The organism is Spirosoma agri (genome assembly GCF_010747415.1).
Taxonomy (GTDB): domain Bacteria; phylum Bacteroidota; class Bacteroidia; order Cytophagales; family Spirosomataceae; genus Spirosoma; species Spirosoma agri.
In genome coordinates this window covers 2,734,614-2,756,869 of sequence record NZ_JAAGNZ010000001.1, presented here as the reverse complement: position 1 = coordinate 2,756,869, position 22,256 = coordinate 2,734,614, and the positions used below count along the sequence as shown (strand labels likewise).

General features: G+C 53.9%; 18 protein-coding genes. 10 read left to right on the top strand and 8 right to left on the bottom strand.

Annotated elements, in window-relative coordinates; all coding sequences use genetic code 11:
• Positions 1-2: 2 nt before the first annotated feature.
• The 8 genes from GK091_RS11395 to GK091_RS11360 all read left to right on the top strand — a co-directional run bounded on the left by GK091_RS11395 (position 3) and on the right by GK091_RS11360 (position 7,899).
• Complete coding sequence (locus tag GK091_RS11395; protein WP_164037564.1) at positions 3-2,048, top strand: heavy metal translocating P-type ATPase; 2,046 nt, start codon at positions 3-5, stop codon at positions 2,046-2,048.
• Between the two features lie 149 nt (positions 2,049-2,197).
• Positions 2,198-3,340: a tRNA 2-thiouridine(34) synthase MnmA gene (gene mnmA, locus GK091_RS11390; RefSeq protein ID WP_164037561.1), complete on the top strand. Its 1,143-nt coding sequence runs from the start codon at positions 2,198-2,200 to the stop codon at positions 3,338-3,340.
• A 52-nt stretch (positions 3,341-3,392) separates the two neighbouring features.
• A complete protein-coding gene (locus tag GK091_RS11385; protein ID WP_164037558.1) occupies positions 3,393-3,929 on the top strand; it encodes a DinB family protein in 537 nt (178 codons plus the stop codon).
• Between the two features lie 38 nt (positions 3,930-3,967).
• Positions 3,968-4,657, top strand: a complete 690-nt coding sequence (locus GK091_RS11380; RefSeq protein ID WP_164037555.1) for a 3-keto-disaccharide hydrolase — start codon at positions 3,968-3,970, stop codon at positions 4,655-4,657.
• A gap of 248 nt (positions 4,658-4,905) precedes the next feature.
• Positions 4,906-5,070 (top strand): hypothetical protein, encoded by a 165-nt coding sequence (locus GK091_RS11375; RefSeq protein WP_246202207.1) that lies wholly within the window; start codon positions 4,906-4,908, stop codon positions 5,068-5,070.
• Positions 5,071-5,212: 142 nt separating this feature from the next.
• Positions 5,213-5,908, top strand: a complete 696-nt coding sequence (locus GK091_RS11370; RefSeq protein ID WP_164037544.1) for a response regulator transcription factor — start codon at positions 5,213-5,215, stop codon at positions 5,906-5,908.
• The gene (locus tag GK091_RS11365; protein ID WP_164037542.1) at positions 5,905-7,266 is read left to right on the top strand and encodes a sensor histidine kinase; all 1,362 of its coding nucleotides are present in this window, start codon (positions 5,905-5,907) and stop codon (positions 7,264-7,266) included. Before GK091_RS11370 ends, GK091_RS11365 begins: the two co-directional genes overlap by 4 nt.
• Positions 7,267-7,512: 246 nt before the next feature.
• A complete protein-coding gene (locus GK091_RS11360; RefSeq protein ID WP_164037540.1) occupies positions 7,513-7,899 on the top strand; it encodes a hypothetical protein in 387 nt (128 codons plus the stop codon).
• 127 nt (positions 7,900-8,026) lie between these two features.
• Here the strand turns inward: GK091_RS11360 and GK091_RS11355 are convergent, their stop codons facing one another.
• The 4 genes from GK091_RS11355 to GK091_RS11340 form a co-directional block, all read right to left on the bottom strand.
• Positions 8,027-10,138, bottom strand: coding sequence for an acylase (locus tag GK091_RS11355; protein ID WP_164037537.1), 2,112 nt, complete (start codon positions 10,136-10,138; stop codon positions 8,027-8,029).
• Positions 10,139-10,224: 86 nt separating this feature from the next.
• Positions 10,225-12,627, bottom strand: coding sequence for an ABC transporter permease (locus GK091_RS11350; protein WP_164037535.1), 2,403 nt, complete (start codon positions 12,625-12,627; stop codon positions 10,225-10,227).
• Positions 12,628-12,673: 46 nt separating this feature from the next.
• Positions 12,674-13,177, bottom strand: a complete 504-nt coding sequence (locus GK091_RS11345; RefSeq protein ID WP_164037532.1) for a SoxR reducing system RseC family protein — start codon at positions 13,175-13,177, stop codon at positions 12,674-12,676.
• A 40-nt stretch (positions 13,178-13,217) separates the two neighbouring features.
• Entirely contained in the window at positions 13,218-13,571 is a 354-nt protein-coding gene (locus GK091_RS11340) for a PadR family transcriptional regulator (protein ID WP_164037529.1), read from the bottom strand.
• Positions 13,572-13,822: 251 nt separating this feature from the next.
• On the opposite strand from GK091_RS11340, the gene GK091_RS11335 reads away from it, so the two are divergent.
• Positions 13,823-14,677: a DUF2911 domain-containing protein gene (locus GK091_RS11335; RefSeq protein WP_164037526.1), complete on the top strand. Its 855-nt coding sequence runs from the start codon at positions 13,823-13,825 to the stop codon at positions 14,675-14,677.
• A gap of 79 nt (positions 14,678-14,756) precedes the next feature.
• Here GK091_RS11335 and GK091_RS11330 read toward each other — a convergent pair whose 3' ends face one another.
• The 3 genes from GK091_RS11330 to GK091_RS11320 form a co-directional block, all read right to left on the bottom strand.
• The gene (locus tag GK091_RS11330; RefSeq protein ID WP_164037523.1) at positions 14,757-15,407 is read right to left on the bottom strand and encodes a YdeI/OmpD-associated family protein; all 651 of its coding nucleotides are present in this window, start codon (positions 15,405-15,407) and stop codon (positions 14,757-14,759) included.
• Between the two features lie 60 nt (positions 15,408-15,467).
• Positions 15,468-15,872: a RidA family protein gene (locus GK091_RS11325; RefSeq protein WP_170312644.1), complete on the bottom strand. Its 405-nt coding sequence runs from the start codon at positions 15,870-15,872 to the stop codon at positions 15,468-15,470.
• A gap of 67 nt (positions 15,873-15,939) precedes the next feature.
• The gene (locus GK091_RS11320) at positions 15,940-16,929 is read right to left on the bottom strand and encodes a helix-turn-helix transcriptional regulator (protein WP_164037520.1); all 990 of its coding nucleotides are present in this window, start codon (positions 16,927-16,929) and stop codon (positions 15,940-15,942) included.
• 515 nt (positions 16,930-17,444) lie between these two features.
• On the opposite strand from GK091_RS11320, the gene GK091_RS11315 reads away from it, so the two are divergent.
• Positions 17,445-19,889, top strand: a complete 2,445-nt coding sequence (locus tag GK091_RS11315; protein ID WP_164037517.1) for a TonB-dependent receptor domain-containing protein — start codon at positions 17,445-17,447, stop codon at positions 19,887-19,889.
• 73 nt (positions 19,890-19,962) lie between these two features.
• Here the strand turns inward: GK091_RS11315 and GK091_RS11310 are convergent, their stop codons facing one another.
• A complete protein-coding gene (locus GK091_RS11310) occupies positions 19,963-22,242 on the bottom strand; it encodes a family 20 glycosylhydrolase (protein ID WP_164037514.1) in 2,280 nt (759 codons plus the stop codon).
• Between the last annotated feature and the right edge of the window lie 14 nt (positions 22,243-22,256).

Here is a 22,256-nt window from a genome sequence, read left to right as displayed (position 1 = left end):
TTATGGCACACGATCATACACATACCCACGACGACGAGGACGACCATGACCACAACCATGACGATGTAGCCTTGCTCGAAGATGGCACGACACCGGCAGCTGCTACGGCAAAAAAAGGGCCGCAACAAACCTGGCGCACCTATGCTCCGGCCTTCAGCAGTCTCGTTTTATTACTCATCGGCATTGCCCTGGATCAGTTTGCCAAAACAACTTCGTTCTGGAGCGAACCCGTCCGGTTGATCTGGTATCTGGCGGCTTACCTTCCCGTCGGCTGGCCGGTATTACGCCGGGCGTGGGGCCGCATATTGGCCAAAGATGTGTTCACCGAGTTCTTTCTGATGGGCGTAGCCACGGTAGGTGCTTTCGGCATCCGGGAGTATCCGGAAAGCGTGGCGGTGATGCTGTTTTACACCATCGGCGAGTTATTTCAGGATGCCGCCGTGCTGCGGGCGCGTCGGTCGATCAAAGCCCTGCTGGACGTGCGGCCCGATGAAGTGACGGTTATCCGCAATGGCCAACCCCGAACCGTTCAGGCAGCAACCGTGGCGGTGGGCGATGTAGTACAGATCAAGCCCGGCGAAAAAGTAGGCTTAGACGGAACGATGCGTTCCGCCACGGGTTCGTTCGACACCGCAGCCCTGACGGGGGAAAGCGTTCCGCGGACCATTCAACAGGGCGAGGTGGTATTAGCCGGTATGATCAACCGGCAGTCGTTGGTCGAGGTAGACGTGACGACACCGTATCAGGATTCCAAGTTGTCCCGCATCCTGAAACTTGTTCAGCAGGCTACCGGCCGCAAGGCCCAGACACAGGAGTTCATTGCCCGATTTGCGGCCATTTATACCCCGGCCATCTGCGGATTAGCAGTACTGGTCACGGTCGTTCCTTACTTTTTCGTCGCCGATTATCAGTTTCAGGATTGGCTCTACCGGGGGCTGGTCTTTCTGGTTATCGGGTGCCCCTGTGCACTCGTCATTTCTATCCCGCTGGGTTATTTTGGGGGTATTGGAGCAGGATCGCAGCAGGGTATTCTGGTCAAAGGCTCCGTTTTTCTGGATCTGATGACGCAGCTTAAAACGGTGGTCATGGACAAAACGGGCACGCTAACGAAAGGTGTGTTTAAGGTTCAGGATGTGAAAGCGGTCGGCATCGACAGCACCGAACTAGCGCGACTGACAGCCGCCCTGGAAAGCAAATCGACCCACCCGGTAGCCACCGCCCTCATTGAATACGCCGGACAAATCCATGCCGATCATGGACTTGCCAAGAGCGAGTCCAACGAATCGGGTTTCGAATCGGTTTCGGTCGACAGCGTCGAGGAGATTCCCGGTCATGGGTTGACCGGTCGAGTGAACGGAAAAGTGATGCTGGCCGGCAATGCTAAGTTGCTCACCAAATTTGGCGTATCGTTCGATGAAGCCTTGACGAAGATTCCGTATACGATCATACTGACGGCCATCGATGGTCAGTTTTCCGGTTATTTCACGATTGCCGATGAGCTGAAACCGGATGCTGTGGAGGCCGTGAACCGACTGAAACAGGATGGTATTCGAACCGTCATGTTATCCGGCGATAAGTCGGCGGTGGTCGAAGCCGTGGCCCGGCAGGTTGGCGTAGATGAGTGGCATGGCGATCTGCTGCCCGAAGATAAGGTGGCCCAGGTCGAGCGACTCAAAGCGGAGTTAGCCGGTAATCCAAAAGCGAAACTAGCGTTCGTTGGCGATGGTGTGAACGATGCGCCGGTCGTTGCGCTGGCAGACGTGGGTATTGCGATGGGTGGGCTTGGCTCCGATGCTACCATCGAAACGGCCGACGTTATTATTCAGAACGATGCACCCGCCAAGATTGCTACGGCCATCGGGATTGGCCGGGCTACCCGCCGGATCGTCTGGCAGAATATCACCCTGTCGTTGATCGTCAAGGGCATCGTACTTATCCTCGGCGCGGGCGGTCTGGCAACAATGTGGGAAGCCGTTTTTGCCGATGTCGGTGTGGCGATGCTGGCGATTCTGAATGCGGTCCGGGTTCAGAATCTGACGTTTAAGTAAGTGCATCAACTTTCCATCATGATTTGTTGAGGCCATCGGAATGGATTTCGCCAAAACGATGTTACGCTGTATCTTTACAGACTTTTCGGCCAGTCATTCTGGCGTTATAACATTACCAATCGCAGGACTTTGAATCCTGGCAGATTCCTATGAGCAAACACGGACGCATTTTAGTCGCCATGAGTGGCGGCATCGATTCATCACTGGCAGCCGTCATGCTGCACGAAGAAGGCTACGAAGTTATTGGTATGACCATGAAAACATGGGATTATGCCTCGTCGGGTGGTAACAAGAAAGAAACGGGCTGCTGTAGTCTCGATAGTATCAACGACGCCCGTAACATCGCCGTCAACCTCGGCTTTCCCCACTACATTCTCGACATCCGGGAAGAGTTTGGTGATTATGTGATCAACCATTTTACGGGCGAATACCTCGAAGGACGCACGCCAAACCCCTGCGTTCTGTGTAACACCCACATCAAATGGGATGCGCTGCTTCGCCGGGCCGACCGCCTTGACTGCGAGTCCATTGCAACGGGCCACTACGCTCATATCCGGGAAGAGAACGGGCGACATATTATTTCGAAAGGCGTTGATACGCTCAAGGACCAGTCGTATGTGCTGTGGGGCGTATCGCAGGATAGCCTCAGCCGCACAAAATTACCACTTGGGCATCTGCGCAAGTCGGAGATTCGTGACATGGCCACCGAGCGGGGTTTTATGGAACTCGTTACGAAATCCGAATCCTACGAAATCTGCTTCGTGCCGGACAACGATTACCGGGGTTTTCTGAAACGGCGGGTTCCCGGTCTGGAAGCGGAAGTAGCGGGTGGTAACTTTGTTATGGAAGGAACGGGCAAAGTGCTGGGCAAACACCAGGGCTATCCGTTTTATACCATCGGCCAACGCAAAGGCCTGGGCATGGCATTCGGTCAGCCGATGTTCGTGACGGAGATCAGGAAAGATACGAACGAGGTGGTACTGGGTCTGGACAAAGATCTGTATCGCGATGCGATGATCGTCAGCAAACTGAATCTGCAAAAATACGATCACATTGCTGGCCCGCTCGAAACCGTCACGAAAGTACGCTACAAAGATGCGGGTACGCCAGCGATCATTTCGCAAACCGGTGACAAAATCGAGGTGCGCTTCAGCGAGGGCGTGTCAGCCATTGCACCGGGTCAGGCAGCTGTTTTTTACGAAGGCGACGACGTAATTGGCGGGGGCTGGATCATGAAAAGCTTTCGCCAGCATGATCCAGTGAGCGATTCAGCCTACGCAGTGGCTTCCTAATGACTACATTTACAGCGCAGTCCACCCGTGGGCTGCGCTTCTTGTTTCACGTATGACAACTGAATCCACCGATTCCACTCGTTACCCAATTGGCCTTTGGCAATCTCAGGACGCGTATACCATTGCCGAGATTCGTCAGCTTGTCGATCAGATCGGAACGCTGCCCGATGCCTATGCCCTCGTCCTGACCGACATTTCGGCGGTTGACCTTTCCCGACAGTACCGGCCCGATAGCTGGACCATCCAACAGCTTGTTCACCACGTTGCCGACACGCATATGCTGCATTTTATGCGGTTGAAGAATGCACTCACGGCTCCGAATACCACTGGTGTTATGGCCGATGTCAATGCGTGGGCGGCACTCAGCGAAGGACAATATGCTCCCATCTCCGATTCGCTTACGCTATTGAAAGGTATCCATCAGCGCATTGCCTTTCTGGTCGGCACGCTACGGCCCGACCAACTTGCCATTACCTACTACCACCCAGGTCGGCAGCGTGATCTCACATTGGCTCAGGCACTCTCGGTCATTGTCTGGCACGCCGAGCATCATCTGGCCCATATCCGACTCGCTCTACAGACCGACTGACAAAAGAATCCTTTAACCGTTTTTCACCTTCTTTTGCAATGCGCATCCAGACTGTTTTCATTCTTCTGCTCGTTTTGAGTTGTTCTCCGTTTCTTCTTGCCCAAACCCCACCGACCGGCCATCCGAACACGAACGGAGCGGGCTGGAAACCCCTCTTCGAGCGCGACCTTTCCGATGCAAACTACCCGAAAGGGGTCTGGAATTACGACGAGGGTGAGCTAACCGCCACCGCCGATAAAGCGATCTGGACGGCTAAACCGTACGACGATTTTATGCTCGATCTGTTCTTCAAAACAGCCGAAGGCACCAACAGTGGCATTGTCGTTCATTGCAGCGACACGACGAACTGGATTCCCAATTCAGTCGAAATCCAGATTGCCGACGATCACACCAAGCAATGGGCGGAAGCGCCTACCAACGGGCAATCCGGTGCGTTTTACGGGCACCAGGCTCCGACCCGAAAGCTCGTCAAGAAACCCGATGAATGGAATCGTTGCACGATAACTTGCCAGGGCAAAATGGTTTATGTAGTACTTAACAACCAGTTAGTGAACACGATCGATCTGACGAAATTCACGTCGGCGACGAAGAACCCCGACGGTTCCGACGTTCCGGCCTGGCTCAACAAACCCGCAGCGGATTTGCCCCTGCATGGCTACATCGGCTTACAGGGCAAACACGCCGGGGCACCGATCTACTTTCGCGGTCTGAAAATAAAGGAATTGTAAAAGAGACTACTTCTTCTGGTATACAGCGAGCCCGATTTCGATTGAAGCCGGGCTTGTTGCTTTGCCAGCCGCTTCAGATACGTAAGTTTCGAGCGATACACTATGTGACTAATCGTATAATCACCGCCACATCATCCTATTTTTTTGCTACATATAATACAACTATAACAGATAGCTCGTATTTTTAGCCCATAAACAACAAGTACCCAATTTGTATGGCTGCTAGAAAGAAACACCTAATCCGAGTTATGTTTGATGTACTCGATGAGACGAATCACAACCTCCGGCTAAATGAGGACCTGTCGGTTACCGCTACCGACCCTGACGAAGCCATTGACTGGGTATTCGCCGAAATGCAACGGCACTTCAACCAACCCGGCATTCGTATCGCGCGGGTTCGCATCTGTGCCTGATTGCTCTGGCGGAAAAGCGGTTGTCCGGTTCACCCTGTTGCTCGATTGACCGTGGTGAGTTCGGTGTTGGTTCGTACATTGCAACTCCATCATCCACGGAGCAGGCTCGATCTGGCTTTGCACCCGAACCGGTCTTACCCCTATGACACCTGGCCCCAATGCGCACTTGCTGGTGGTTGAAGATGAGCCTAAAGTGGCAACGTTCATCAAAAAGGGGCTTCAAACACAAGCCTACACAGTCGATGTGGCCCTGACGGGCGAAGAAGGTAAAAATCGTTTCGATACCACGCGCTACGATCTGATTATTCTGGACGTTAATCTGCCGGATTGGAGTGGACTTGATCTGGCCGAGTACATTCGCGGGCAACACAGTCGGCTGCCAATCCTGATGCTGACGGCGCTGGACACGACCGCTGACAAACTTCTGGGCTTCGAAGCCGGAGCCGACGATTATCTGGCCAAGCCCTTTGATTTCATGGAACTGCTGGCTCGGGTGAAGGCACTGCTGCGTCGATCGGCACCAGCGGAAGAAGCAGCCGAAACCCTGCACGTGGCCGATCTGGAACTGAACCTCCACCAGCGCCTGGCCCGCCGGAGAGGACAAACCATTGAGCTGACCGCCCGCGAGTTCGCGCTCCTGGAATACCTGATGCGTAACGCGGGACGGGTTGTTTCAAGGGTGGATATCGCCGAGCAGGTCTGGGATACTGGCTTCGACACAGGCACGAACGTGATCGATGTGTATATCAGCTACCTGCGCGCTAAAATCGATAAAGATTCGCCGGTCAAACTCATCCACACCCTGATTGGAATGGGCTACGTCCTGAAAGAAAAATGAGCCTGCGCACTCGACTGACCCTTTTGTTTACGGCCATCGTCTCCATCCTGCTGGCCCTGTTTTGCGGACTCCTGTACGGAGTGGCCGAACAGTACCGATTGCGCGAGTTTCATGCGCGGTTGCAGGCCGAAGCGACCACAGCAGGTCATTTATTGTTAGGCCAGGAACGGATCAGCCTGAACCTCTATAAGTTAATGGACAGGAACCAGCTGACGGTCCTGCCCGACGAGGAGCTGATCATCTACAATGCGCAAAACCGGCTCGTGTATGAGAGTGGAACCGACTACCTCGCGCTCACACCCGAAACATTAACCCGAATCCGCAACGAGGGGAAAGTAGTCTGGCGGGAAGCGACCCGCGAGATCGTGGGCATTTTATTTACTGATCAGCAACGCCCCTACATCATTGTGGCCTCGGCGGTAGATACGTACGGCGTTCGTACCGTAGCCAGTTTGGCCCAACTGCTGGGTATCGGCTGGTGTGTAATGACGGGACTGATGCTGATCGCCGGTCGTTTTTTTGCGGGACGTATGCTTAAGCCCATTAGCCAAATCAACCAGCGCATCGATACCATTACGGCCACCAGCCTTTCCTCGCGTTTACCTGAGGGTTCTCAGGGCGATGAGCTGACCCAGTTGGCCCGGCGATTCAACCGGATGCTGAACCGGCTGGAAGAAGCGTTTAAGCTACAGCGTTCGTTCGTGTCGCATGCTTCCCATGAGCTACGGACACCCCTGACGGCCATTACGGGTCAGCTGGAAGTTTCATTGCTGGCGGAGGACGAGCCGGACGAACTGAGGGCCACTCTTCGTTCGGTTCTGGATGATGTACGCGGCTTAAATCGAATGACGAATGGGTTACTTGAGCTGGCTAAGGCGAGTATGGATGCCTCGGCGGTACCGATGGGCCCCGTTCAACTGGATGCCTTACTGACGCAGATTCAGGCGAAGATCCAGCAACTTCAACCGGATTACACGATTCACCTGCGCATCGACCCGCCCGACACACACGCTTCCGACTGGCAACTAACGGGTAGTGAAGCCTTGCTGCGAACGGCCTTTTTCAACCTGCTGGACAATGGCGGGAAATTTTCACCCGATCATACGGTCTGGATGCAGTTGATCAGACAGGGCACGGAGCTACAGGTGACGATCCACAACACTGGAGTTCCCATTGCTCCCGATCAACTACCCACTATTTTTAGTCCTTTCCTGCGGGGACGTAACGCCAATGGCCATACCGGTCATGGTCTTGGTCTTGCCCTCACCGAGCGCATTATCCAACTCCACCAGGGTCAGATTCGGGTCGACTCGTCGGCAGAAGCGGGCACAACCTTTACGGTTTCCCTACCTGGCTGACACCCTCTATTCATGTTGACTTTGCCGATTCGGACCGTCCAGACGATGGCCCGTATGGGTCAATTTTACCCGTTGAATCCAGGATAACGGGTCTTGACGCAGCCCTATCTACATTTCTAACGCCGTTCTAATCCGGCTCTAACACGAGCCTAACGCGGGGGTGCGACCTTTGTCATGTCAACCAGCCGATGCGTTTAACCAAATCACGTACAGCTAGCTGGTCAATGACATAACCAACGAGAAGCCATGAAAACATACCTGTTAGTAGCCGCCTTAAGTAGTCTTTTATTCGTAAAAGCCTCAGCCCAGGATGACCGGAAACTACGGAACGATCACACCTATTCGACCCACAATTACAAGCACCCTAACAAAGCAGCCAAGGCCCGCCAGTGGGAAAATAAAGCGGGCATAACGGTCAGCAAACCGCCAACCAATCCAGGACCGGTGACCAGCTATAAGCAACAAATACCGGGTGCCGTGCCAGCGGGGGGCGTAGTTGTGCCACACACACCGGAGGTAGACGTATCGCAACGAAACTACAAAATTCAACGCCTTACGCTATCACGCCCGGTCACGAACGAAACGACCAGCGATACTAACCCGCCGACTGGTCAACCGATCCCGAATCAGTAACCGTTCCAGTTCATGCGCCTGGGGTGCGTTGGTCAATGGCCAGGCGTACCCCAGGCGCTGACTGGTTATCTTCGCCGAACAATCAGCGCTGTGTTATTTGTAACTCACGGTAAGGCAGCAAGCTAATTCAGCGATGGGTAGGCGTTGTGTCAAGCTGTAGCGTTTCCTTTTTCTCCAGTTGTTGCAGAATGGCCGCTTTGTCTAGTAAAGCCTCCCGGAGCTGTTTGTCGGACATGCGTTTCCACCCGTCCCCCGTGTGTTTGTGGCCGGGCTGACTCGCATTGCCGTAGCTTAACGACACCTGCGCCCTTGGTTTCTGTCCGAACTCAGTAATGGCTACGTACGTATCACCGGCAACCGCCCGGTTAAGTTGTGGCTGTTTGGGGTCCGGCGCGAATTGAATGGTCCGATAAATACCGTAGTACTCAGAGCCTCCATTCGCCGGGTAATCCTTTCCGGCTGGACCAAATCGGTTTACCTCACCCCAGGCAACGTCCAGCCGACCATATCGCTCGCGTACCTGCTGGGCCACGCTACGCAGTGTTTCGGCGGCTTTTTGTGGATCTTTTATTCCATCGGGAGTACTGACCGGCCTGGCGGCATCCCAGCCAACGGCGGCCATACCCGGATTGAACCGGTCGAACCAGGCCGTGAACAAAACGGCCCCTTTGCTATCCGGGTTGGTCGTTTTGTCCCAAGCCTTAAGCACCGAAGCGGCCTGCTGCGTCAGCGAGTCAGGCGATTGTTCAACGGCAGCCAGCAGATCGTCCAGGAAACGGTCGGCCGCTTCTAGTCCCGTATTCAGTTTATACCCTACCAACTCGTCAAAACTGATCGATGCATCATCCTTGATCAAGTTGATCGATCGCTGAGGCCGCAAGCGTAAGGGCATATCTACCGGCGACATATAGCCAGGAAAATCCGCGGGATTTAGCACAGCCGGATAGGTACAACTCCAGGGCGCATCATTGGCGTTCTGCACGAAACCCGATGGAGGATTGAGAACACGGGGCAGATCCCGATACGGGTGCGTTTTGGTCCAGATATACTTTCCCGCCGAACCGTCGATTGCCCCTTGCCAGAACCGCCAGTCACCCTCGCTGCGCATGGGTACATTCCCATCGAAGACATACATGACATTACCCTTTTCGTCCGCATAAATGACGTTGAACATGGGCAGTTGCATTCGTTGGAGAGCGGCTTCGAACTCGGCCAGATTTTTGGCTTTGGCCATGGCATGATGCTGGGCGGCCACGCCCGGATTTGTCAATCCCGCAAACCGAAAGGCATAACTTTTTCCGTCTTTGGTTTCCATCACCGGCCCGTGTTTGGTATAGCGGTACGTCAGCGGCTGTAGTTTAAGCTGACCGTCCGGCTGCCGAACCTTCAGAGTAACGGCCTTCGTCTCGAACGCTTGTTTAACGCCGTCCAGCCTATAGCCATCGTCCTGTAGCGTAAGCGCATACCGGTCAGACGCGTCGATTGTGTTTACCGTATGTGTCCAGCCCAGATGCTGATTGAAAGCAATGTTGAGCACCGGCTGACCGACCAGCGAAGCCCCATACGCCATGAAATCGGGTCCGTTCAGATGCGCTTCGAAGAACAGAAAGAATCCCTCCCAGGGCAGATGCGGGTTTGCCATCAGCATCGCTTTTTTCGACGCTGATTTGGCGGGTGCAATCGCGTAGGCATTCGAACCCGGCAGCATCACGCGGGCCGCCCCGGCCTCGTATCCGCCAACAAATTCGAGCACCAGCACGCGACTGATATGGGCTAGTACGTCCTGCGGTTTGATCGGCAGTACCTGACTAAATTCGGGTCCGATAGCTTCCGGATGTGCGTTGGCATACGCATTCAGCCCGTCGACGAAGCGGTCCAGACACGGTTTATAGGCTGCTTCCTGCTGGGTATATTGCTGCTGCGCCTGCTGAGGTACGCCAAACAGGGTTATGATTTTGTCCGAGTCCAGATAGGCGGGTCCCCAGTATTCAGCCGCCCGGCCCCGTGCCTGCCCGTACAATTGAAGCAACAGGTTCGCGTGGTTCTGCATCTGAGCGTACCCGAAGCCGTAGTACATGGCTTCCAGCGTTTGCCCATAGATGTGAGGAACACCAGCGGTATCCCATAAAATGTCAACCGTTGAAGTTGCCGCCTGAGCCCTTTTCAGGCGCTCACGCGTTTTGGACTGAGCGGACGTGAATAAGCTTATTAGCAAGAAACAAACCGTAAGAACTTTCATAAGCAGAAAAGGAGAATAAATAAACGTAGGAACGAAAGACTGCCGTGTACCGACCAGCCTCCATTTTGGACGAATAGAACAGTCGGTTATTCACTTTTGAGGTAGTAAACCGGATTGATACGGGCAGCGCTCAGGGCCTGACGGAAAACGGTCAGCGCGGTTATCAGCCCGGTCAGCAGAAAAGTTGCCACCACCAGCCAACCGCTTACCGGAATTCGGTACGCGTATTGTTGAAGCCAACCCGACAAAGCCCACGCCCCAACCGGTGCCGCTACCAGAAAGCCCAGACCAAGTAGTTTGCCGAACTCCCGGCCTAATACCCAAAGGAGTTGGGTCGTGCGGGCACCGAGTACCCGGCGAACGCCAATTTCTTTAGCTTTGGTTTCGCTCAGGAAAGTCACAAGTCCGTACAAACCCAGGCAACTCAGACCAATGGCTACCAGCGCGAACGCCTGGGCCAGTCCCCCCAACAATCGCTCCGTTTCGGTAAAGTGTTGCATCAGATCGGTTAGCGTTTCGGCATGATAGACCTGATCCGGCAACACCTTGTCCCACACCCGCTGAATGGCCTGCCGGGTCTGGTCGGAGTAGGCCGGACTTAGACGCAGCACCGCTGCCCGGCTATGCGGGAGGTCATGAATCAGCGTTATGGGCAAAACGGGTTGGTGCAAATCACCACTACGGAAGTCGCGCACAATGCCAACGATAACCCGATCGGCATCTTTCAGCCGGATGGGTTTACCCAGGATGGCTGCGGGCGAGACAACGCCTAACTGCTTTACCAGTGTCTCATTGACCAGCACCTCGCGCCCGGTCGTGTCGGGGGACCGGACGTTCCGACCCGCCACCAGCGACAAGTCGAAAACGGACAGGTAGTTTTCATCCACCGCCCGTACGCGGGTTTCGAAGGATTCGGGTTCGGTCGCGGTGTGGTAGCTGAATGGATTGGGCCAGTTGTGGGGCGACGCGGGCAGATCGCTTCCGAAAGCCACTTCCTCAACGCCTGGAATACGCTTCCACTGTTCTCGTAAGACCGACATAGGAACGCCCCCCTGCTGGGGCAGAAAAACGACCAGCGCCGGGTCGTGTCGAAAACCCCAGGGTACTTTTTGCATATGCCGAAGTTGCGTCGTAATGACCAGCACGCCCAGGATGAACAAGTACATCAGCACAAACTGACCCAGAATAAGTATCTGCCGAACGGTTAGCCCGCCTGCAAGTCGAGTTGCTGGTCGGTTCGTGAGTGCCGTTGCCGGATTGAAACGGGCCAGCACGAAGGCCGGATACAGGCCCGAAAGAATAATAACGCCACCGATCAGACCCAGAAACCACCCCATGGCCCGCGGCTGAATCACATCGCCAATGGACAGATCCGGATGGAGCATTTCAACGTTCGCGGCCAGGGTTCGATTGACCAGCGGTACGCTTAGCTGGGTCAGCACCAAAGCGACAAGCACCGCGAGTAGTACCAGCAAGGCGGTTTCCAGCATGAACTGACCGATCAGTTGCCAATGCGTGCTACCCATCACTTTGCGAACACCCACCTCCCGCGCCCGTTTGAGCGCCCGGGCCGTCGCCAGGTTAATAAAATTGACGCAGCCAGCCAGCACAAGGAGCACCCCTACCCCAATCAGTGCGTAGAGCACTGAACGCGGAGCCGTACCACTGCGCTGATGGTTCAGTTCTGCCAGCGGCAAGACCTTATAATCAAATTGGTTAACGTGCTGAGCTGGTAGATTTTTACGCCGAATGACCGGTAAACTTCGATTGAGTAGGTCGGGATTAGTTCCCTCCCGCAGTCGTACGAAGCACATAGCTTGTAGCCCCTGCCAGTCGGCCAACGCATGTTGCCCTTCGAGGACGGGAATGGTGGCGTATGAGACAAAAGCATCGTACCGAAGCTGGGTATTGGCGGGCGGGTTCCTGACAATGCCCGTTACCGTCAGGTCGGTTCGATTGTCTAGCCGAATGGTTCGCCCCAAGGCCGGTGCGGTATCGAAATATTTACGGGCATACTGTTCACTAAGCACAATGGTATTCGGAGCAGCCAGTGCCGTTTGCCGGTTACCGCTCACCCACTCTACGCCAAACAAGTCAAAATACTGAGGCTCGGTAAAGCAAACGGTACGAGCCTCCGCGAACTTTTTGATCCAACCGCCCTGTCCATTCGGAACGATCAGGGTTCGCCCAAAGAACGTTTCCAGCCGGACTGCACTTTCTACAAAGGCATAGTCGCGCCGGAGTACCTCCGCCAGCGGGCGGGGGGCTGCGTCGGTTGGGTTGACGGTTTCCCGCTTGATGTCGGTTACAATCCAGTAGGTTCGGTCCAGATGCGGGTGATAGCGATCAAAGCTAAAGAGGTAGTTGACCACTAAAAACAGCACCAGGCCACTGGCTAACCCCACCGCCAGACCCAGCAGGCTAATGAGATTGACACGCCAATGTTGCCACAAGTGACGCCGGGCCACCGTGAGGTAATGAATCACCATTGGAAAAGGGAGTTAGGACAACTTAGTCATCTAGGTAAACCCGCGGTCAGACCGTCTGCAGTCGTTTCGGTTTGCGGAGCCTGCGCGCTAGCCACCAACGAACGATGAATACACCAACTAACCCCGCCAGTCCGGCCTTCCAGGCGGTTTGGAACGCGTCTATGGGTATGGACAGGGGACGACTAACCACGATCAAAAAAACCATGAGTATCAAAAAGGTGAGCACGCTGGAGAGTAGCATGTACCGAAAGGGCTTGGTATCGGGACGACGTTTTGACCGAATCCCTACCCGTAAAGGTGTCGATGTTAGCTGCGAATGCCTGATACCGAATTCCTGAAGGTATACTTGCTTGAGCTGGTCCAGGGCTTGTGGGTTCGCCTGTTGCATAACCTGTTCAAACGCCGTCGAAAAATCGTATCCCTGATCCATCCGCTGCTCAATCTGGGAGGCAATATGATCGACGAGTTCGGCTTGTAGTGCCTCATGCGGCTTCGTCTGCTGGATGTGCTGTGTTAAGCGGTCGAGTTGGGCGCGTGACAGTTTGTTCATAAATCAATAGCGATCTGGGTGAAGGAAAATACGGGATGACTTATTGCCCGAAAGCTACATCGGGTGTGGGCCGGATGAGCAGCCGCATCAGCTGAATAAACCGTTCAAATTCATCGGCTTTGCGAATCGCTACTTCACTGCCCGTTGGGGTAAGCAGGTAGTATTTGCGCAGCCGCCCATCAACTTCCTGGCTTTGGGTAACCAATAAGCCTTCGTCTTCCAGCTTGTGAAGTACTGGGTAAAGCGCACCAAACGTGAGCGTTAGTTCGCCACCCGTACGTTCTTCGACGGCCTGCGTGATTTCGTACCCATACATTCGTCCCTGCTGGGCTAACAACCGAAGCACAATCGTTTTGAGTGTACCCCGTAAATAGTCTCCATTCGCTGCGTCCATACGGCTTAGTCGATTACGTCAACAGTTAACTTTCAAACAAAAATATATAATTTTCTTATATATAAAAATAATAGAACGACAAATTATCCGGTTGCTGACGCAGTTGGTGTTTCCCAACAGCCGTAAGATGACAGGGGGGCTACTACGAATTTGACGCTCCTTCGCCCGACCCAAGTTTACAGCCGCAATTATCTGTACCTTTGGGTTTCAGAAAATAAACTTATAACACTCAAATTCATTATTCCTTCGTCATGAAGAGTCTACGTTTCCCAGCCGTTGCCTTAGCCCTTTTCCTTACAACCAGCTCACTCTCAACCGTTCAGGCGCAGCTTAGAGTACCAGCCGCCAGCCCTGCACAGACCACTAAGCAAAGTTTCGCACTGGGTGATATTACGCTCGACTATTCCCGACCAGCGGTTAAAGGACGCGCTATCTTCGGCGATCTGGTTCCTTATGATAAAGTGTGGCGTACCGGAGCCAACGCCACTTCCAAAATCACCTTCTCGTCGGATGTGAAGCTGGAAGGCAAAGAGGTGAAAGCGGGTACCTACGGGTTATTCACCATTCCGGGGAAGACGAGCTGGGAGGTCATGCTGTCCAAAGACCTGGCTCTGGGCGCTAACGTCGGCGACTACAAAAAGGAAAACGAAGTCGTGCGGGTTCAGGTGAAACCAACGACGCTGGCCAATAAAGTTGAAACATTTACCATCAACATCGCCGACATTCTGCCTAACTCGGCCGTGCTGGAAATCATGTGGGATAAAACCCGCGTGCCCGTCACGATCACAGCCGATATTGATCAAACGATCGTGAAGAACATCGAGGCTTCGCTGGCGTCTGACAAGCCTGCCTACTTTGAGGCTGCCAGTTATTATTACGACACCAATCGGGATTTGAAACAGGCTCTCGGCTGGGTAACCAAAGCCACCGAACAAAACCCGAAAGCCTTCTGGGTAATGTTGCTGAAAGCCCGGATCGAGCTAAAATTGAAAGAGAAAGCGAATGCGATTGCCAGCGCGGAGAAAACGGTGGCGTTGGCGACCGAAGCAAAAAACGCGGATTACGTAAAAATGGCCAACGATCTGATTGCTTCGGCGAAGAAGTAAGCTCAGCCTTTGGCGTTCATCATAAAAAACGGCCGATCCTGTTGGGGATGGCCGTTTTTTTATGGGATTATTCGAAAAATCAGGCGAGTAGATCAGGGTGATCCGTCGCCGGCTTCTCTGCAACAACGGCCCGTTTTTTCGCCCCTTGCAGTAGTTTGGGCTTCAGCCTCCGATCAGCTAGCTCGACCAGTTCAGTGATTCGATTTTGCCGCGTCTCTTCCCGTTTGGCGAGCACAAGCCATTGTAAAATAGCGCGTTTGTCGGACCGGCACAGACTCAGGAAATAGTTTTTGGCGTTCGGTTTCTGTTCGAATGCCTGCTCCAGGTCCGTGGGGATGATCAGCTGCTCGACTTCATCCAGCATCGTCCAGGAACCATTCTCTTTTGCCCGGTCGATGGCGGCCAAACCCGCCGGAGTCATGCGTCCTTCGCTGATGAGTCGCTGAACCTTTTCTTTGTTGATTCTCGACCACACACTCGCTGGTTTTCGCCGGCTGAAAAACTGCCTGTACGTTTCCTGATCCAATGGTTTAGACTGGCTGTCGATCCACCCGAAACAAAGCGCTTCATCGACCGCATCGGTATAAACGATTCCTGAACTCGCTGATTTCTTTTTGTGGTAAATCAACCAAACGGATTGCTTTTCAGCGTGATTCGCTTGCAGCCATTCCCGCCATTGTTGCCGATTGGTCGGGCAAACAGTTCCAGTTTCTTTTTCTGCCGATCCCATTCGTTGTGGTGTTTTCGCGTCGATAGAACAGCGTTCTTCCAGGCAAAACTAGCCAAATTTCTATTTCACTACGGTAGCTTCCAGTTCGACGGTTGCGGTCTGGTATAGGCCTTTCACTTCAACCAGCGTAGTCGCCTGCTTCATGCCATGTTTAGCCGTAAAATTTTGGTAGACGTCCACGCAGGTCGTAAAAAATTCGGCCGTTGAGGTAGTAAACACGTTCAGCCGGACAATATTTTTGCAGTCGTAGCCAGCCTCGCTGATCAGTTGCTCCACGTTTTGAATAGTCTGTACCAACTGGGTTCTCATATCGGCGTCGCGGACCTGCCCATTGGCGTCGATGGCTACCTGCCCCGAGCAGTAGAGTGTGCCTTCGGGCTGTCTGACCTCAACGGCCTGCGCCGAGTTTGTATACTCACCCCATTTCCACGGATCAATTGTTCGTTTTTCCACTGTGCTGTTCATTTGCGTTTGACTCGATGAGGCCGTTCGTCCTCTGACTTTACAAAGGTCGTGACACCCACTGACAGCCTTATGTCATACCCTGATCGGACACGCAAAAAAAATCGTAGGCCCGCTGGGCGAGTTCGCGCAGGTGTTCCCGCAACGCGTGTGGTTCTCGGATGGTTACGGCACCTGCGTACGGTAGCAGCCAGGCTGCCATATAAGGCAGTGAGCCAACTAAAAACGTCATTTCGACAACCCCGTCCGATAGGGACTGATCGTGCGTCCAGCCATAGTGGTGCTTGGTATCCTGCAAGTGTTGCGCTGAAGCAGGCAGCACCGCAGCGGCTTGAACATGAATAACGACCTTATCCTTACCCTGCCGACTGGCCTCTTTCTCCCAATAGTGCTGCAATGTTTCAGGGCGGGCCACAAAAACTTCGTCACGCACGGCTAACTGCTGAATGCGGTCGAGCCGAAAATCCCGAAACGCCTGACGCAGCCGGCAATAGGCTACGACGTGCCACTGCTGACTCAGGTAAAGGCCAATGGGTTCGATGTCGCGCGTGGTGGGTAAGCCGGAATCAGCCGACCAGTAGTGGAGGTGTACCACCCGACGAGCCGTAGCGGCAGCCATCAGTTGCTGGTAAGCGTTCGGGGGATCAGGCTGGCCGGTTGGTGCCAGTACCTGAATGTGGGGGGTGATGGTTTCGAGGTGATCGCGGTCGGCACGCTTCAGCACGGCGCGCAGCTTGTCCATCGCTGTGCCGAATCGCTGAGCAGTGATCGCGTCGGTGAGCTGAGCGGTCATCTTTTCCGCCGTAAGCAGAGCGATGGCTTCTTCGCGCGTGAACATGACCGGTGGCAGTCGATACCCATCCAGCATGGCATAGCCTTTTCCGTCCTGGGTCACCACGGGGATTCCCGCGCTTTCGAGGGTTCGTATATCGCGGTAAATGGTCCGCGTACTGACCGAAAAACGATTGGCTAATTCACCGGCGGTTACGGTTCGTTTCGTTTGCAGCAAGGTTAGTAACGAGACCAGTCGGGACAGGCGGTTTGTTTCGTTGTCGATCATGTAGTGAGCGTTATGGATAAAGCAACGTTTCTCGATTTTCCTATCATCCCGGCGGCCCGGTCCTGTCGTTGGAATGACAGAAAAAAAGCAATCTTGCTTTTTTGATCGGCACTAGCTAACAGTTGATTCACATTACAGCATACTCACGACTAGGCTATTCGTCCGGGGAGACTCCTGCGTCACAGAAACCCTACGAAGTTAACAGCCAGCAGCCTGGCAAAAAAAACTACCCGACACTGTAATGCATTGCCCGTTCGATCGTCTTCGCTGTAGTCAGGCGTTTACGGGGTATCCTGACCGTTAAGACGATCGACGGGTTCGCCGAAAATTAGCAAAATCTAGATTTTTTTTAACGAAGGATGCAACATACGTAAACGCATTACCATCTTTCAATCAACCTGAACGGATACGCGTAAAACCGGATTACGCGCCCCGTCCCCGTTGCCCACCACCTTTAATCCTGCTGGCTTGATGGCTCGCTTCTAACAGGTTCCTCCTTCTTATTTCCCTTTACGATGAAACATCTGTTCACGCTGCTTCTGCTTGGCGTTGGGCTCGCCCGTGCCTTTTCCCAAGCCCCTACCCTCGGTAAGCTGACCGGCTCGCTAACCGATTCAACAACGGCCAAACCCGTTCCGTTTGCCACCGTGGCCCTTATGGATGGCCAAAAATTGATCACCGGGACCACAACCGACGGTGCAGGCTCGTTTGTTTTGCCTAGTCTGGCCCTGGGCAGTTATCGCTTGGTCGTATCGTTTGTGGGCTACCGAAGTAAAAGCCTGCCGGTTTCACTCACCGCCGAGCGTCCGACTATCCAGCTGGGATCTATCCTGATTACTGCGGAGGGAAAGACCCTGGGGGAAGTAACCGTTGCGGGGCAGAAAGCCATTGTCGAAGATAAAGGCGATCGGCTGGTCTACAACGCCGAAAAAGATATTTCCAATGCGGGTGGTACGGCCGCCGACGTACTACGAAAAGTGCCTACCCTGAGCGTGGATATGGATGGCAACGTACAGATGCGGGGCAATGGAAATATCAAGGTGCTTATCAACGGAAAACCCTCGGCCATGATGGCCCGAAATCTGGCCGATGCCCTGCGCCAAATGCCTGCCAATGTCATCAAGTCCATCGAAGTCATTACCAGTCCGGGGGCCAAATACGACGCCGAAGGGTCGGCCGGCATCATCAATATCATCACCAAAAAAGCGCTCCAGGGCTTCAATGGCACGGCTTCGGTGACGGCGGGCAATTTCAATCGGGGCGTGGGTACGAGCCTGAATCTGAGAAAGAAGAAGTTTGGACTTACCCTATCCGCCAATGGATACCAGTTTCGTAACAAACGGGAAAACCAATCCGTGCGTACCAACCTGCTACCCAGCAGCGACGGGCCGAGCCAGCCGCTGAGTATCCTAACCCAACAGAGCACGGCCGACAATACCGGTACGGGTGGATACGGCGAAATGAGTGTCGATTATGATCCTGATTCGACCAATCACATCAATTTTGCCGCCAACGTCTGGGGTGGTTATTACCCCAACAACAGCATCGTGCAAAACCGGCTGACGAATCCGGCGGGGGATGAGCTACAAGCCTTTCGGAACGATACTCGGTTCAAAAATCCGTACGGCAACGGCCAGCTCGATTTAGGCTATACAAAATCGTTCAAGAAGCCCGGACAGGAGTTTTCGCTGCTCACCCAGTACAGCCGGATGCCCGATAATTACTTCTACGATACGGATCGCTACGCAGCCTCCGAATCGCCCATCTACCGGCAGCACAGCAGCAATTACAGCCGCAACAAAGAATACACGTTTCAGACGGACTATACCCATCCGTTTACACTGAATGGCCGGAAAGACACGACCAACATCAAACTTGAGATCGGTGCGAAAAGCATTCTGCGCGATATTGGTAGTGAATACCGGGTCTCGCAGTCGCTGGATGGGCAAAGTCCGCTGGTGATCGACTCCGCACAATCAAACGATTTCTCTTACACGCAACGGATCTATTCGGGCTACACGGCTCTGCGGATCGACTCGAAGCGGAAATGGAGTCTCAACGCTGGTGCCCGCTTTGAACACACTGACATCAAGGGTGATTTTTTGACAACACAAACCAAACTGGCGACCCAGTACACGAACCTGATTCCGAGCATTACGGTAGCCAAAACCCTCAAGACACACACCATCAAGGTTAGTTACACGCAACGTATCCAACGTCCGATGGTCTGGTATCTAAATCCGTGGCTCAATCAAAGTGATCCCAAAAACATTCAGACGGGGAACCCCTACCTGAATCCCGAGCTGAGCCACGCAACCGAACTGGCCTACAGCACCAGCACCAAGAAAGGGCTATCCCTGAATTCGGCCCTGTACTGGCGGGTAACCAACAATGCCATCGATTACATCGCAACGGTCGATGCTGCGGGCGTTTCTACCAGCAAACCCCAGAACATTGCACAACGCAAAACAATGGGCCTGAACGTAAACGTGAGCAGCCAACCGATCAAAAACTGGAATCTGAACGCTGGTGGCGACATTCGCTATGTCGACCTGTTCAGCCCGGCCCTCAATCAGGGCAATAGCGGGCTGGTGTGGAGCGTCAACATGAATACGAGTTATAAGCTTACGCCCAATTATACCCTTCAGGCCAATGGCAACTACAGTTCAGGCTGGATTAGCCTACAGGGCACCAACACGGGATTTTACTGGCACAGCCTGTCGGCCAAACGCGAGTTCATGAACAAGCAGGCTAGTCTGACGCTGGGCTTGAATAATCCGTTTATTCAGGTCATAAACCAGACGAATCGGCAATCGGCCCCGACCTTCGAGTCCGAATCCCGCTTTTATTCGTACCGTCGTTCGGTGCGGCTCACCTTCGAATGGCGATTCGGGCAAATGAATGCGGGTGGCGCAAAGAAAGGCAAGAAGATCAGCAACGACGACAAAGATGGCCGGTAAGACCTGGTATTGATGTGTAAAGGTGACTTATGGATAAAGTAGCGCTTATCCATAAGTCACCTTATGCTGTACATTAATGGCTAAACCAGCTATCTGGAATAGCCATTGGCTCGGAGCCGTTCAGGCTGTATTTCAGTTTGAGTGTGAAGCCGCCCCCGCCTTCGATAAAGGCCGCCCGGAACGGGTGCGTCCCTTTTTGCAGCGCAACTTGTCCACTTTTTTCGATGGGGAAATGATTTCCGTCGTTATCGACCACCAGCCGGTCGGCAATGCGTAGAACGCCCCCGTCGTCGCAGGTGTAGAAAAAGCTGTAAATACCGGTTTCGGGTACGGTCAGGTTGCCCCAAAACTGAATCCCGAAGCTAGGCGCAGTCACCGATTTGGGCACCACGACATTGTTGATGGTGTACGTGCTGTCGGCCTTCAGATCATTCATCAGTTTCGTTTCCTTGAACTGTTTCTTAAAATAAAAGCAGGTCAAACCGGGGCCCAGTTTGGCTGCGCTGACAGGTGTTGCGTAGGCCTGCTGCTGGTAGCGTAGCGAATATACATCGCCCCGGACGCCCGATGGCGTAAAAGCCGCTACGTTAACCGTTTGTGGCGTCGAAATGACGAAATCAGCGGGTAGTTTGGGCGAATTCGCCTGGGGTTGTTTCCCATCGGTCGTGTAGCGAAGGATATAGCTGTCCAGCGGTTTTTTAATCCGCAACGTCGCCTTATCGACAAACACGTTCTCTTCGGCGAAACCCGTCAGGTCGGGTAGCCGGTAATGAATGCCCATCGTTTCCATACGCAGGAAGTGCTGTAAAAGCCGCTTCTGGTAGGATGGATAGTCTTTTTTGGCCGTCCAGACCACTTCCGACAGTGCCGTCATGCGGGGCATAGCCATGTAATCGACGCGATTTTCGGTCGGGATATATTCGGTCCAGATGTTGGCCTGAGCCCCCAGAAACTGCTTCACCTGCCCGGCGGTCACACCCTCGGGCACAACGGCAATGTTGTACACATTTTCGACCGACTGAATACCCGGAGGGCTATCAAAATACAAGTTGCTGACCGGCGTCATCACAACATCATTACCATTCTGCGCGGCTTTGACGGGCGCGTCTTTTACCCAGCTACGCCAGTACATCACCGCCGTCGACGGCTTAAGTCCCCCTTCGAGCGCGTCATCCCAGACCATCAATTTCTTGCCTTTCGACTGCACGAACGTCTCGATCCGATGCACGAAATAACTCTGCAATTCCTCGACGTTCTTTATGTTCTCCCGCTTCATCAGCGCCTGACAAGCCGCCGACTGCGACCAGGTCGACTTCTCCACTTCATCGGCCCCAATGTGAACATACTGGCTTGGAAACAGCGCAATCACTTCGCTCAGCACGGCCTCCATGAACGTGTACGTTGGTTCGTTGCAGGGGCAGATGGGGACCGAAAACGTTTTACCCATACCCGGCTGACCCGTACAGCTCAGGAATGGATACGCTTTGATGGCGGCACTCAGGTGGCCGGGCATATCGATCTCGGGAATGATCTCAACGTGCCGCGCGGCTGCGTAGGCAATCAGGTCGCGCATCTGGGTCTGGGTGTAAAAGCCGCCGTACTGCGTTTGCCCGTTCTGCTGGCGAATGAACTGCTTGGGCAGGTCGAAGTCGGGATTGGTGACAGCCCGCTTCAAGACGACCGAATCCTGATTGTTGAACGTGCGCCAGGCGGCTTCGGTGGTCAGTTTGGGATAGGCTTTGATTTCCAGACGCCAGCCCTGGTCGTCGGTGAGGTGCAGGTGAAATTTATTGAACTTATACAGCGCCAGCCGATCGATGAACCGTTGCAGATAATCGATGGAATAGAAATGCCGCGACACGTCGAGGTGCATACCCCGCCAGGCGTAGGCGGGTTGATCCTGAATCTGCACCGCGGGCAGGGTTAGCGATGCCCGTGGCTTTTCCGGTTTTTCAATGGCTACCGGCAACAACTGGCGGATGGTCTGAACAGCCCGAAACATGCCGACGGGCTGGCTGGCTTTGAGCGTCACCTGCCGGGGCGTAATTGTCAGAGCGTAGCCTTCCGGATTCGTGATGGAGGCATCATGTTGAAGCACAATTTTCGAACCAGTTCCTGTAGTTGGCAGACGGTTGCCCAGAGCCGGTTCCAGCAATGTCTGTAATTGCTTGGCTTCACCGCTAAACCGATTATCCTGCACGATCAGCGCAGTTTGAGCCGTAACAGCAAATTGGCCCGATGCAGGGATTAGCGTCGTTGGGTAGGGAATGAGCGGATACCGCTGGGCACCGTCCTGCGCCCGAATGGTTGCGGTACTAAACAGGACAAACAACAGGAAATATAATCGGATCATTGAACGAAATGAGT

What these genes read in the sequence shown, in the direction of transcription:
- GK091_RS11395 (WP_164037564.1), top strand. Translation starts at nt 3, where the DNA reads ATGGCACACGATCATACACATACCCACGACGACGAGGACGACCATGAC.
- mnmA (WP_164037561.1), top strand. Translation starts at nt 2,198, where the DNA reads ATGAGCAAACACGGACGCATTTTAGTCGCCATGAGTGGCGGCATCGAT.
- GK091_RS11385 (WP_164037558.1), top strand. Translation starts at nt 3,393, where the DNA reads ATGACAACTGAATCCACCGATTCCACTCGTTACCCAATTGGCCTTTGG.
- GK091_RS11380 (WP_164037555.1), top strand. Translation starts at nt 3,968, where the DNA reads ATGCGCATCCAGACTGTTTTCATTCTTCTGCTCGTTTTGAGTTGTTCT.
- GK091_RS11375 (WP_246202207.1), top strand. Translation starts at nt 4,906, where the DNA reads ATGTTTGATGTACTCGATGAGACGAATCACAACCTCCGGCTAAATGAG.
- GK091_RS11370 (WP_164037544.1), top strand. Translation starts at nt 5,213, where the DNA reads ATGACACCTGGCCCCAATGCGCACTTGCTGGTGGTTGAAGATGAGCCT.
- GK091_RS11365 (WP_164037542.1), top strand. Translation starts at nt 5,905, where the DNA reads ATGAGCCTGCGCACTCGACTGACCCTTTTGTTTACGGCCATCGTCTCC.
- GK091_RS11360 (WP_164037540.1), top strand. Translation starts at nt 7,513, where the DNA reads ATGAAAACATACCTGTTAGTAGCCGCCTTAAGTAGTCTTTTATTCGTA.
- GK091_RS11355 (WP_164037537.1), bottom strand. Translation starts at nt 10,138, where the DNA reads ATGAAAGTTCTTACGGTTTGTTTCTTGCTAATAAGCTTATTCACGTCC.
- GK091_RS11350 (WP_164037535.1), bottom strand. Translation starts at nt 12,627, where the DNA reads ATGGTGATTCATTACCTCACGGTGGCCCGGCGTCACTTGTGGCAACAT.
- GK091_RS11345 (WP_164037532.1), bottom strand. Translation starts at nt 13,177, where the DNA reads ATGAACAAACTGTCACGCGCCCAACTCGACCGCTTAACACAGCACATC.
- GK091_RS11340 (WP_164037529.1), bottom strand. Translation starts at nt 13,571, where the DNA reads ATGGACGCAGCGAATGGAGACTATTTACGGGGTACACTCAAAACGATT.
- GK091_RS11335 (WP_164037526.1), top strand. Translation starts at nt 13,823, where the DNA reads ATGAAGAGTCTACGTTTCCCAGCCGTTGCCTTAGCCCTTTTCCTTACA.
- GK091_RS11330 (WP_164037523.1), bottom strand. Translation starts at nt 15,407, where the DNA reads ATGGGATCGGCAGAAAAAGAAACTGGAACTGTTTGCCCGACCAATCGG.
- GK091_RS11325 (WP_170312644.1), bottom strand. Translation starts at nt 15,872, where the DNA reads ATGAACAGCACAGTGGAAAAACGAACAATTGATCCGTGGAAATGGGGT.
- GK091_RS11320 (WP_164037520.1), bottom strand. Translation starts at nt 16,929, where the DNA reads ATGATCGACAACGAAACAAACCGCCTGTCCCGACTGGTCTCGTTACTA.
- GK091_RS11315 (WP_164037517.1), top strand. Translation starts at nt 17,445, where the DNA reads ATGAAACATCTGTTCACGCTGCTTCTGCTTGGCGTTGGGCTCGCCCGT.
- GK091_RS11310 (WP_164037514.1), bottom strand. Translation starts at nt 22,242, where the DNA reads ATGATCCGATTATATTTCCTGTTGTTTGTCCTGTTTAGTACCGCAACC.